Origin of the sequence: Pseudoclavibacter sp. RFBG4 (assembly GCF_002931515.1) — a bacterium.
Classification (GTDB): domain Bacteria; phylum Actinomycetota; class Actinomycetes; order Actinomycetales; family Microbacteriaceae; genus Pseudoclavibacter.
Window position 1 is genome coordinate 13,976 of record NZ_PSYC01000040.1, and the last position, 11,811, is coordinate 25,786.

General features: G+C 70.4%; 10 protein-coding genes. 4 read left to right on the plus strand and 6 right to left on the minus strand.

What is annotated here, in order from left to right:
* Positions 1–13: 13 nt before the first annotated feature.
* On the minus strand, positions 14–1,006 hold the full coding sequence (locus tag C5E10_RS15270; protein ID WP_104332351.1) for a Gfo/Idh/MocA family oxidoreductase: 993 nt from the start codon (positions 1,004–1,006) through the stop codon (positions 14–16).
* 1 nt (position 1,007) lies between these two features.
* On the minus strand, positions 1,008–2,234 hold the full coding sequence (locus tag C5E10_RS15275) for a Gfo/Idh/MocA family protein (RefSeq protein ID WP_104332383.1): 1,227 nt from the start codon (positions 2,232–2,234) through the stop codon (positions 1,008–1,010).
* A 131-nt stretch (positions 2,235–2,365) separates the two neighbouring features.
* On the opposite strand from C5E10_RS15275, the gene C5E10_RS15280 reads away from it, so the two are divergent.
* Together C5E10_RS15280 and C5E10_RS15285 are read left to right on the plus strand one after the other, a co-directional pair.
* Entirely contained in the window at positions 2,366–3,397 is a 1,032-nt protein-coding gene (locus tag C5E10_RS15280; RefSeq protein ID WP_104332352.1) for a LacI family DNA-binding transcriptional regulator, read from the plus strand.
* Positions 3,398–3,496: 99 nt separating this feature from the next.
* The gene (locus tag C5E10_RS15285) at positions 3,497–4,027 is read left to right on the plus strand and encodes a GNAT family N-acetyltransferase (protein WP_104332353.1); all 531 of its coding nucleotides are present in this window, start codon (positions 3,497–3,499) and stop codon (positions 4,025–4,027) included.
* Between the two features lie 346 nt (positions 4,028–4,373).
* On the opposite strand, the gene C5E10_RS15290 is transcribed toward C5E10_RS15285, so the two are convergent.
* Positions 4,374–5,993: an aminotransferase class I/II-fold pyridoxal phosphate-dependent enzyme gene (locus tag C5E10_RS15290; RefSeq protein ID WP_258071166.1), complete on the minus strand. Its 1,620-nt coding sequence runs from the start codon at positions 5,991–5,993 to the stop codon at positions 4,374–4,376.
* Positions 5,994–6,068: 75 nt separating this feature from the next.
* Here C5E10_RS15290 and C5E10_RS15295 point away from each other — a divergent pair, with 75 nt between their 5' ends.
* Together C5E10_RS15295 and C5E10_RS15300 are read left to right on the plus strand one after the other, a co-directional pair.
* Positions 6,069–7,028, plus strand: coding sequence for a LysR family transcriptional regulator (locus C5E10_RS15295; protein WP_104332354.1), 960 nt, complete (start codon positions 6,069–6,071; stop codon positions 7,026–7,028).
* 96 nt (positions 7,029–7,124) lie between these two features.
* The gene (locus C5E10_RS15300) at positions 7,125–7,958 is read left to right on the plus strand and encodes an aldo/keto reductase (RefSeq protein ID WP_104332355.1); all 834 of its coding nucleotides are present in this window, start codon (positions 7,125–7,127) and stop codon (positions 7,956–7,958) included.
* A gap of 268 nt (positions 7,959–8,226) precedes the next feature.
* On the opposite strand, the gene C5E10_RS15305 is transcribed toward C5E10_RS15300, so the two are convergent.
* From C5E10_RS15305 to C5E10_RS15315, 3 genes are all read right to left on the minus strand, one after another.
* The gene (locus tag C5E10_RS15305; protein ID WP_104240207.1) at positions 8,227–9,120 is read right to left on the minus strand and encodes a neutral zinc metallopeptidase; all 894 of its coding nucleotides are present in this window, start codon (positions 9,118–9,120) and stop codon (positions 8,227–8,229) included.
* Between the two features lie 136 nt (positions 9,121–9,256).
* The gene (locus tag C5E10_RS15310; protein WP_308471720.1) at positions 9,257–10,681 is read right to left on the minus strand and encodes an aldehyde dehydrogenase family protein; all 1,425 of its coding nucleotides are present in this window, start codon (positions 10,679–10,681) and stop codon (positions 9,257–9,259) included.
* Positions 10,678–11,763, minus strand: a complete 1,086-nt coding sequence (locus C5E10_RS15315; RefSeq protein WP_104332356.1) for a homoserine dehydrogenase — start codon at positions 11,761–11,763, stop codon at positions 10,678–10,680. Before C5E10_RS15315 ends, C5E10_RS15310 begins: the two co-directional genes overlap by 4 nt.
* Between the last annotated feature and the right edge of the window lie 48 nt (positions 11,764–11,811).

Sequence of the window (11,811 nt, forward strand, 5' to 3'; positions counted from 1 at the left end):
GCAGAGGTGACTTCTACTCCACCGGCTCTTCACGCCCACTCGCGAGCGACCGCGTCGCGGCCTCCGCGATCGCCTGGGCCCGCAGCGCATCCCGCAGCGACGGCGACGGCGCGCGACCGTCCTCAAGTGCCGCGACGAACTCCGCGAGCGCGGCCGCATACGTGGGCTGCACGCGCTCGAACCAGCCGGCGTGCATCCCCGACCCGACGACGACGCCCTTGCCGTACCTCGCGACCTGACCTGCGGGGTGCCGCTTCGCCTCGACGAGCCCCTCCGAGCCGAACACCTCGATGCGCTCGTCGTAGCCGTACCCCGAGCGACGGATGCTGTCGATCTGCACGAGCGCACCGTTCGCGAGCCGCACGGTCGCGATCGAGGTGTCGACGTCGCCGTACTCGGCGACCCTCGGTTCGGCGAGTGCGCTGCCCGTCGCGTACACCGCGACGGCGTCGAGTCCCGTGATCCACGTCGCGAGGTCGAAGAAGTGCACCGTCTGGTCGCGCATCTGCCCGCCCGAGACCGCGATGTACTCGAGCGGTGGCATGGAGGGGCCGCGACTCGAGAGCTGCAGCAGCTCGACGGTGCCGATCTCCCCAGCATCCACGGTGCGCTTCAGCTCGGCGTAGTCGCGGTCGAAGCGTCGGTTGAAGTCGACCATGGCGGTGATGCCGGATTCCTCGACGTACTCGACCGTCTCGCGGGCGCGCTCCAGATCGAGATCGATGGGCTTCTCGCAGAGCGCCGCGATACCGGCATCGGCCGCGAGCCGCAGATGATCGGCGTGCTTGTTCGTGGACGACGCGATGAGCACCGCGTCGACCTCTGCCGCATCGAAGAGCTGCTCGAGCGAGGGCACCGCAGCGGCGCCGTGCGAGGCAGCCAGCCTCTCGGCTCTGGCCTGGTCGACGTCGTAGACGAATCGGAAGTCGACGTCCGGGTTGGCCGCGAGGCTCTGGGCGTGGACGGCGCCGATGAACCCGGCGCCGATGAGGGCGAAGCGCTGCATGTCACTTCCCTCCGGCTTCCCGGAGCTCGGCGTCAGCCGCAGCCACCTCGGCGTCGCGGTCGGCGACGCTCGCGGGCACGGTCCACGCTCCATCCGCCGCATGCGAGGCTGCGACGGCCTCGACGAACTGCACCCCAATGAGACCATCGATGCCCGTCGGGAACGACAGCTCGCGGACCGTCGAGCCTCGCGCGTCCCGGCGCGCCTCGAGCTCGTCGGCGAGGTCGCGGTAGAAGTTGCCGAACGCCTCGAGGAACCCCTCGGGGTGCCCGAGCCCGACCCTCGTGAGCCTGGCGGAATCCTCGGAGAGCGACGCGAGGCCGTGCGTGAAGATCGTCGTCGTCCCCTCCAGGTCCTGGAAGGTGAGGTGGTGCGGGTCCTCGTGCTGCCACTCGAGGCCACCCTCATCGCCGAACACCCGGATGCGCAGCCCGTGGTTGTGACCCGTCGCGGCCATGCTCGCCCAGAGACGGCCGGGGGTCTCGTCGGCGAGCCTGAGCGCGACCGTCGCGTTGTCGAAGACCCTGCGTCCCGGCACGAGCGTGTGCAGCTGGGCGGAGACCTGTTCGACCTCGAGGCCCGTGATGTAGCGGGCGAGGTGGTAGGCGTGCGTGCCGAGGTCCCCGACCACGCTCGGGAAGCCCGCGATGTCGGGGTCCGTGCGCCAGCTCGCCTGCTTGTGGCCGGTCAGCTCCAGCGGCGTCGCGGCCCATCCGGAGGCGTGCTCGACGTCGACGAAGGTGAGGCGCCCCAGGCGTCCGTCGCTGATCATTCGGGCGGCCTCGCGCGCCATCGGGTAGGCCGAGTAGCAATGGGGGACGGCGAGGATCGCTCCGCTCGCGGCCGCCAGCTCGACGAGCTCGCGCGCGGTCGCGGAGTCCTGCGTGAGCGGCTTCTCGCACACGACGTGGATGCCGCGCTCGAGGAACGCCTTCGCCACCTCGAAGTGGCTGTCGTTCGGCGTGGCGACGATGACGACGTCGACACCGCCCTCCCTCGTCGCCTCGACCTCCGCCATCTCCTGGTAGCTCGCATAGCTGCGTTCCGGAGCGACTCCGAGCGATGCGGCCACCTCGGCCGACTGCTCGCAGTCGCGGCCGAAGACCCCGGCGTCGAGGGAGTATCGGTCGTCCATCCGCATCCCGAATCGGTGCGTCTTGCCGATGTCGGCACCGGTGCCGCCACCGACCATTCCTGCGCTCAGCCGGCGCGCGTTCTGTCTGCTCATGTCACCCTCGGTGCTCGTCTGCTCTGCCTTGCCACTCTTGGACAAATATGGATCGATGCAAATAGTTCCACACGATGCCAAGAAAGGCCATACGCTGGTGACGACCAGATGCAGACCACGGAGGCGACCTCGTGAGCGAGACCCCGAAGTCCCCCGCGGCGCCAGTCACGATCCGTGACGTCGCCGAGCAGGCCGGCGTCTCCAAATCCCTCGTCTCGCTGGTCCTGCGCGACGCACCGCACGTGAGCGACGCGAGACGCCAGGCAGTGCTCGCTGCGATCGCCGAGCTCGGCTACCGGCCGAACGCGCACGCGCGAGGCCTCGCCCGCACCAAGACCAAGACCGTCGGCCTCATCGTCAACGACCTCCGCAACCCCTGGTTCGTCGAACTCCTCGAAGGGGTCTCCGCCACGCTCCACGCCTCCGGCTACGCGACCCTCCTCGCCGACAGCCGCACCGACCAGCGCGTCGGGCGCAGCTCGCTGCAGACCCTCACGCAGCAGGGCGTCGACGGCATCATCGTCATCGGCACCACCTCTGAGGCCGATGCCATCGCACGCATCGCCGACGACATCCCCACCGTGCTCGCCGGCACCCTCGACCCCGAGCTGCCCTCCATCGACGTCGTCACCAACGACGACGAGGCGGGCGCCCACCAGGTGACCCGCCACCTCCTCGACCTCGGCCACACCCGCATCGCGTACCTGCAGGGCCCGGGTCGCATCAGCCGACTGCGCGAGCAGGGGTTCCTGCGCGCCATGACGGAAGCAGGCGTCGCCTCGAGCGCCGTCGTCGACGCAGGTGGCATGAGCGAGGAGAGCGCGCATGCCGCAGCAGCTCGGCTCCTCAGCCACCCGGCCGCCGAACGCGTCACCGCGATCTTCGCCTTCAACGACGCCTCGGCCATCGGCGTGCTCTCGGTCGCCGACACCCTCGGCCTGCGCGTCCCCGCCGACCTCTCCGTCGCCGGCTACGACAACTCCCCGCTCGCGAAATTCCAGGTCGTCTCCCTCACGTCCGTCGACACCGGCAACTTCGCGATCGGCGTGCAGGCGGGCACGTTCCTGCTCGAGCGGATGCAGCATCCCGTGCAGCTCCAGCGGGTGCAGCGGGTCGTCACGAGTCTCGCGGTGCGCGGGTCGACGGGCAGCGCCCCGGCCTGAGCCGCGGAGCCATCGAGGCATCGGCATCGGCATCGGCATCGGCCCGGGCTCGCCGAGGCGCGGGGGCGCGGGGGCGCGGCCCTGCGGGATACTGGCCGGGTGACCCCGATCATTCGCGATGCCACCGTCGACGACATCCCCGCGATCACCGCGATCTACAACGAGGACGTGCTGACGACGACCGTCAACTGGAACGCCGAGACGGTCGACGACGACGACCGTCGCTCCTGGTTCGCGGGGCGAACCTCCGCCGGCCTGCCCGTGCTCGTCGCCGTCGATGAATCGGATGCGGTGCTCGGCTACGCGAGCTACGGCGACTTCCGCACCTTCTCCGGCTACCGGCATACGGTCGAGCACTCCGTCTACGTGCGCGGCGAGGCCCGAGGGCGCGGGCTCGGGAAGGCCCTCACGCTCGCGCTCATCGGCCGCGCCCGCGACGCTGGCAAGCACGTCATGGTGGCCGCCATCGACGCGGCGAACGTGACCTCGATCGGTCTGCACGAGCACCTCGGGTTCGTGCATGCGGGCCGCCTCGACCAGGTCGGCACGAAGTTCGGCCGCTGGCTCGACGTGGTCTTCCTGCAGCTCATCCTCGACGACGGCACACCGGCCGACGCCGGACGCGCCTAACTCCGGGCCAAGACGAAGCCCGGCCTGACCAACATCAGTGCAAAAACGGCCCCATCACGCACCCCGGAAGCGCTGAGCAGCGATTCTGCACTGAAGTTGGTCACGAGTGCGCCGACCTACTCGCGCCGAACCGCCAGCGCGGCGCTGTCCTGCTCCTCGACGACGGCACACCGGCCGACGCCGGACGCGCCTGACTCCGGGCCAAGACGAAGCCCGGCCTGACCAACATCAGTGCAAAAACTGCCCCATAACGCACCCCGGAAGCGCTGAGCAGCGATTCTGCACTGAAGCTGGTCACGAGAGCGCCGAACTGCTCGCGCCGGAGCGCCAGCGCGGCGCTGCCCCGCTACTCGACGACGACGCGGAACGCGGAGACGGCCGAGTCCACCGCACCGCGCACATGGCTCCCCGCCGCAGCCGAAGCGCGGAGGAAGTCGACGACCTCGAGCGTGATCTCCTCACCCGGGAGGACGTTCGGGATCCCTGGCGGGTAGGCGGCGAGCGAGTCGGCGGAGATGCGCCCGACCGCATCCGAGAACGACACCGTCTCGGCGTCGGCGAGGTACGCGGCGCGGGGGCGGATGCGCATGGCCCCTGGCCCCGGCATGGGTGGGATCGAGGGGGCCGAGTCGCCCGCCGCATCCGCGGACCGCGAGTCGGCGGCGGCGCCTGCCGCGATCTCGGCGAGCGCGTCGAGCAGGACGCGCGTATCCGGCGTCTTGCCGATGCCGATGACCGCGACGATGCAGCTGACGGTCGCCATCTCGACCATCACGCCGTATTCGCGGGCGAGCCGCAGCCGCACGGTGTGCCCGTCGAGGCCAGTCGCGCGGATGTCGAGCGGGATGCGGAAGGGGTCGATCGCGACGGTCGACGGGAAGCCCCCGAACTCGTCGGAGGCCACCGGGAACCGGCCGTCGGCACGAAACATCGCCCTGGCGGCGAGCACGGCAGCGTGCGACTCCTCGAGCAGGTCGCGGCGCTCGACGAGGTCACGACGGTCGAGGTCGAGCGATGCGAGCAGCAGGGAGCTCTCGCTCGTGGATGCGGTCATGCGGTGGGCGCGCTCGACGTGCGGCTCGAGGGCTCGCGCGATGGACCCGTGCCCGAGGTGGACAAGCGCGCTCTGCGAGAGCGAGGACGTGAGCTTGTGGGTGCTCGTCACGACGAGGTCGGCGCCGAGCCGAACCGGGGAGTCCGGAAGCTCGGGAAGGAAGCCGAAGTGGGCACCCCAGGCGGCGTCGACGATGAGCGCGGCGCCGGCCTCGTGCGCGACCTCGGCGATGCCGGCGACATCGGCGACCGCGCCGAAGTAGCTCGGGGACACGATGTAGATGGCCGCGACTTGGCCGCCGCCGGATGACTGCCGCTCGGCGAGCGCTTCGGCGACCGATTCAGGGGTGACGCCGTGGGCGATGCCGTGCTCGAGGTCGACCTCGGGCAGCACGAAGCTCGGCGAGGAGCCGCCGAGGATGATGCCGTCGACGAAGCTCGAGTGAGCGCTGCGCTGCATGAGCACGCCCTCGCCCAGCCCCCTGGCCGCGAGCGCGGCCATGCGGTTGCCCATCGAGGAGCCGCCGGTCAGGAACCAGGTCCTGGACGCACCCCACGCGTCGGCGGCGAGCCGCTCGGCCTGCTCGCGGGGCGAGCCGTCACCGAGGTCGATGCCGTCGAGCAGGGGCGTCACGTCGAGTTCGAGGACGCGCTCGCCGAAGTACTCGGCCTGCCCGAGGCCGAGGCCGCTGGCGTCGGCGCCGTGCCCCGGGACCAGGAAGGCCGTCGAGTCGCGGGCAGCGTGCATCGCGAGCGCCGCCGCGTAGGGGGCGCCGGCGGTCTCGCGACTCGCGCCGCTCGCCCCCATCGGACTCTGTCCCTGCACGTCCACGCTCGCATTCGCCGCGGCTCCGCCGAAGGCGCCCGCTGCGTCGTCGAGGGCGAATGTGGGGAACTCAGGTGCGTGCGTCATCCCCCTATCGTGGCACCCCGGGTTCCAAGAGAGAATGACAGGTTGCCGGGGTCGCTTCAGCCCTAGACTGAAGCTATGTATGATCGCCGATCCGCGGACCTCCCCGACTTCCGCGGACTCGCGGCGTTCGACGCGGTGCTCGCGGCAGGCTCCGTCTCAGCCGCGGCGACGACACTCGGTTGGAGCCACCCGACCGTCGACCACCACCTGAAGCGCCTCGAGCAGCAGGCGGGCACGAAGCTCCTCGAACGAGGCCCTCGGGGAAGCGTGCCGACCGCGGCCGGCACCGTGTTCGCACCTCGGGCGAGGCAGCTGCTCGAGGGCGGACGCCGGGCCTTCGCCGAGCTCGACGCCTGGCTCGACGATGAGCGACGCCTCGTCCGCTTCGGCATCTTCCCCACGCTCGGCGCCCTGGTCGTGCCCGGCATCCTGAGCCGCGCCGAACGGGAGCAGCTCAGCCTCGAGCTGACCCTCGACGAGTGCGAGCGCCTCGGCCGGCAGCTCGAGCAGGGGCGGCTCGACGCGGCGGTCCTGTTCCAGGCGTCGGACCTGCCGACGCCGCTGTCCCCCGAGATCACCACCACGCTCCTCTTCGCCGAGCCGCTCTTCCTCGCCGTGCCCCGCGAGCATCCGCTCGCGGCCGCCGAGCGCCGGCAGCCGGTCCGGGGATTCGGCGAGCTGCGCGACGACCGCTGGGCGTTCGGTGCCTCCGGTGGAGACACGCTCGACGAGGCGACCCGGGAACACTGCAGGAGGGCCGGGTTCGAAGCCAGCACCGGGATGCGCTCGGACGATTACCCCGCGATCCTCGGGATGATCGCCGCGGGGCAGCTCGTCGCCGTGGTCCCTGCCTCGGTGGCGAGCTGGCACGACGACGCGGTGGCATTCGTGCCCATCGATCCCGCGACGCTCACGCGTGAGGTGGTGCTCGCGACGCGCGAGGAGCCACCGGCCGGCCTGCGCGCAGCCATCACGGAAGCGCTTGCGGACCTCCACTCCCCCACGCCAGCTCCCTCCACCATCTCTGCCACCTGATGGCGTCATCGACGCGGCGCCGCGCGTCACGGTCGGAAACCTCCCGAGCGCACACCCTAGGCTCGCTTTGTTCTGACAAATGACGGAAGGCGAACAGTGACCAGCAACGTTCCTGCACTCGGGCTCAACGACGGCACCACGATCCCCGCGATCGGCTTCGGCACCTATCCCCACGCGGGCGAGGACTCGGCAGACCCCACTCGCGAGGCGCTTGCGCTCGGCTACCGCCTGCTCGACACCGCCATCAGCTACGACAACGAGGAAGCAGTCGGCCGCGGCATCCGGGCCTCCGAGGTGCCACGCTCCGAGATCGTCGTGACGAGCAAGATCCCCGGCCGCTTCCACGGCTACGACGAGACCCTGACGGGCTTCGACGAGTCGATCGCGCGCCTCGGCCTCGAGCAGCTCGACCTGCTCCTCATCCACTGGCCGCTGCCGCGCCTCGAGAAGTACGTCGACACCTGGCGTGCTCTGGTGCAGCTGCAGAAGGACGGTCGCGTGCGCTCCATCGGCGTCTCGAACTTCACACCGGAGCACCTCACGAGGATCGCAGACGCGACGGGTGTCACGCCCGCCGTCAACCAGGTCGAGCTGCACCCGTTCTTCCCGCAGGCCGCGCTCCGCGCGTTCCACGCCGAGCACGGCATCGTGACGGAGGCGTGGAGCCCGCTCGGTCGCGGTGAGCTGCTCGAGCACCCGGTCGTCGCCGAGATCGCCGCCGCGCACGAGGTGTCGCCAGCGCAGGCGATTCTCCGGTGGCACGTCGAGCTCGGCTCGGTGCCGATCCCGAAGTCACGGTCCACCGAGCGCCAGGCGAAGAACCTCGACATCTTCGGCTTCCAGCTCGACCAGGCCGAGGTGGATGCGCTCTCCGCCCTCGAGCGCGGACGCATCTGGGACCAGGACCCGGACACGCACGAGGAGTTCTAGAGCGGAGCCCGCGCCGGCACCTCTCGCCGGGAGCCCGACCCGGGGCCTCTCGGTGGCGCATCCTGCCACCGCTGGCCGACTTTCGGGACGAGCCGCGGCCTCGGGCGGCGTCCGGCGCCAGTTGCGCGCCCTCGTCACGCCAGTTGGCCAGCCCGAGGAGCGCGCCGGACCGCCGGACCGCCGAGACGGGTGTGGCCCGGTGCGGCTCATCTCAGGATGAGCGGCACCGGGCCACGATGCTGTTCGCCGGCGCGACGCGCGATGAACGCTAGAGCTGGCTGCCGCTGACCGCGAAGGTGTCGCAGGCGCCGGTGCCCTGCTCGTAGCCCGTGACGAACCAGTTCACGCGCTGCTCGCTCGTGCCGTGCGTGAACGACTCAGGGTTCACCTGGCCCTGCTGGCCCTGGATGTGGTCGTCGCCGACGGCGGATGCTGCCGACAGGGCGACATCCACCTGCTCGCGTGTCGGCGGCTCGAGGAGCGTGACGCCATCGGCGGTCTCGGTGGTCGCCGCGGCGCCCAGCCAGGAGCCGGCGAAGCAGTCGGCCTGCAGCTCGATGCGCACGCCGTCAGAGGTCGGCCCCGTGTCGGTGCGGTTCGTAGTGTCGAAGACACCCATCTGGTGCTGGATGTGGTGGCCCCACTCGTGCGCGACGACGTACATCTCCGCGAGCGGGCCCTCCTTGGCGCCCAGCTGCGAGGTGAGCAGCTGGAAGAACGACGTGTCGACGTACATGGACGAGTCGCCGGGGCAGTAGAACGGGCCGACCGCGTTGGACGCGGTACCGCAGGCCGAGCTCGTCTGGCCTTCGTAGAGGATGAACCCGGGCCGCTCGTACGTGACGCCGACGGCCGCGCTCTCGGTCTCCCAGAAGTCGGCGAGCGAGTTCTGCACGCCGACCATGCGGCACTCGATCTGCGCGTTCGCGTCAGCGCCGGTCTGGCAGGCCTCGAGGCCGGTGCCCTCGACCTGCTCCTGCGACTGCTGGCCCGTGTCGACGCCGCTGACGAGCCCCGTCAGGTCGACTCCGAGGAACTGCGAGGCGAGGAACGCCACGATGAGCAGGCCGATCGAACCGCCGCCGATCGCGGCGGTCTTGGCCCCCCGGCCGCGCTTCTGCACGCCGCTCGTGTCGAGCTTCGCGTTCTCGTTGAAAGTCATGCGCGCAATCTACTCCGCTGGGCGGCCGGTCGGGTCGATGATCGGCGAGCGTTCCCAAACCGAGGCCGAACGGCGAGCGGATGCACACGCCGACTGCATCCGCTCGCCCTCGTTCACGGCGCCCGTGTGATGCGGGTCACTCCAGGATGCCGACGACCTTGGTCTGCGTCATGTCCTCGTAGGCGAACCGGACGCCTTCGCGCCCCATGCTCCCGTACTTGGCACCACCGAACGGCATCGCGTCGAAGCGGTAGTCGGAGGAGTCGTTGACCATGACGGCTCCGGCGTCGAGTTCGCGAGTCGCTCGCATCGCCGTCGCGAGACTGCCCGTGAAGACCGCAGCGTGCAGCGCGTACTCGGGCTCGTTGGCGAGATCGACGGCCTCCTCGAAGGTGGAGAAGGCCTCGATGACGACGATCGGCGCGAAGGCCTCCTCCGCCCACAGGCATTGCTCGCGAGGGACGTCGGTGAGGACGGTCGGCGGGAAGATGTGCCCTTCGGCGCGACCGCCGAGAAGCAGCTCGGCCCCCGCGCGAACCGCGGCCTCGACCGCTTCCTCCGCCGATCGGGCGGCGGCGGCGCTGATCATCGGACCCACGTCGGTCGTCTCCTGCCTGGGGTCGCCGAAGGTGAGCTCGGAGGCGGCGGCGACGAACGCCGTTCGGAAGCGCCCGACGATCGATTCGTGCACGATGATGCGCTGCGTGCCGATGCAGTTCTGCCCCGCTGCCCAGAACGATCCAGAGACGCAGCGCCCGATGGCGGCCTCGAGGTCGGCGTCAGCGAAGACGAGCACGGGCGCGTTGCCTCCCAGCTCCATGGCGACCTTCTTGATGCCGGCGGAGGCGGCGATCGCCTCACCCGTCCGGAACCCTCCCGTGAAGGACACCATGCGGACCTCCCTGGCCGAGACGAGCGCCTGCGACAGGCGACGGTCGCCGTGCACGGTGGTGATCACCTCCGCTGGAAGGCCCGCTTCGACGAGGAGGTCGACGAGGAGCCTGGCGGTCAGCGGCGTGAGCTGCGATGGCTTGAGGATGATGGCGTTCCCCCCGGCGATGGCGGGGCCGATCTTGTGCGCGACGAGGTTGAGCGCGTCGTTGTACGGCGTGATGGCGACGATGATGCCGAGCGGCTCCCGTGTGAACCATCCCGTGCGGGTCTCCTCGCCTTCATATGCGTCGAACGGGATCACCTCGCCCGCGTTGCTGCGGGCCTGGGCAGCCGACAGCTTGAGGGTGTTCTGGCAGCGCGAGACCTCCTTGCGCGCCTGGCGGATGGTCTTCCCGGCCTCCGCGACGATGAGGTCGGCGACGGCTTCCGACCGGTCACGGAGGAGGTCGGCGGCGCGCTCGAGGACGCTCGCTCGCTCGTGCCGCGACAGGCACTTCGCGACGAGGCTGCCCGCCCGCGCTCGGGCCAGGATCTCGGGGAGATCTTCTGCGAGGTGCTGCCGGACCCCGCCGACGATGGCTCCATCGGCGGGGCTCGTGACGACGAGCTCCTCCCCCCGTGCTGCGAGCGCGCGGTGCTCCCTCGAGAGCGACGACAGGGCGGTCACAGCGTCGCCCCGAACAGCCCGACGAGCTCATCTTCGGGGGCGACGCGTCGCGATGCCGCCCTGTCGATGGCGACGAGGTCGGAGATGAGCGCGTATGCCGTCTCCACTCGGCCTGCTCCTGGCCCGGCCACGGTGACCTGACCGAGCAGGTCCGTCGTGAACGTCACGGCGTTGGTCGGGCCGGTGATGCCGGCGAGTGGATGCTCCGCGCTGAGCGCGACGGGCCGCACGCTCGCCTCCACCCCGCCCTCTGCGGTGCGCGTCGCCGAGCCGACGAGCTTCCACCTGAGACCCTGAGCCGCGGCTTCCACGATGTCCGCATCGGTGATGCCGGAGATCCCCTCCGTGACGACCTCGGTCGTCGGCACGTCGACGCCGAGGACCTGCTGCGCGAGGATGGCGACCTTGAGCCGCACATCCGACCCTTCGATGTCCGCGGTCGGGTCGGCTTCCGCGTACCCGAGCTGCTGCGCTTCAGCGATGGCGGCTTCGAGCGAGACGCCCGCCTCGCGGCGGCCGAGGACGTAGTTGCTCGTGCCGTTGAGGATGCCCTCGACGGAGTTCACGGTGAGCGCAGGGAGCATCTGCTGCGCGAACCGGAGGATCGGGGTTCCGCTGAGCACGGAGCCCTCGAACTCGAACGCCAGCCCTCGCGTCGCCGCGAGCGCACTGAGCGACGCGGCGTGGAGGGCAACCGGCCCCTTGTTCGTCGTCGTGACGTGCTTGCCGGATTCCAGTGCCCACCTGACGTGGGAGGCCGCAGGCTCTCCGTCGCTCGGGTTCGTGAAGGTGGCCTCGACGACGATGTCCGCCGTGCATCCCTGGATGACCTCTCGGTTGTTCGGTTCTGCCGATCCGCCTGGGAGGCCCCCGAAATCGGAGCCGCGGGGCAGTGCGAGGACATGTTCGAGGTCGATTCCGCCCGGCTGCACCAGCGATCCGAATGCGAGGTCGGTGATGGCGACGACTCTGAGGGTGAAGCCGAGCTGGGCGGTCAGGCGTGCAGCGTCGTTGCTGATGATCTCTGCGAGGGCTCGGCTGACGCCGCCGAACCCGATGAGGGCCAGATCGTAATTTCTCACGGTGTCTCCTTGTGTGTTCTAGGTGCCCTCAGCCTGGGTTGCAGTGGC

Bases quoted from the DNA above. Each gene is read 5' to 3' on its own strand.
- C5E10_RS15270 (WP_104332351.1), bottom strand. From the start codon at position 1,006: ATGCAGCGCTTCGCCCTCATCGGCGCCGGGTTCATCGGCGCCGTCCAC.
- C5E10_RS15275 (WP_104332383.1), bottom strand. From the start codon at position 2,234: ATGAGCAGACAGAACGCGCGCCGGCTGAGCGCAGGAATGGTCGGTGGC.
- C5E10_RS15290 (WP_258071166.1), bottom strand. From the start codon at position 5,993: ATGACGCACGCACCTGAGTTCCCCACATTCGCCCTCGACGACGCAGCG.
- C5E10_RS15295 (WP_104332354.1), top strand. From the start codon at position 6,069: ATGTATGATCGCCGATCCGCGGACCTCCCCGACTTCCGCGGACTCGCG.
- C5E10_RS15305 (WP_104240207.1), bottom strand. From the start codon at position 9,120: ATGACTTTCAACGAGAACGCGAAGCTCGACACGAGCGGCGTGCAGAAG.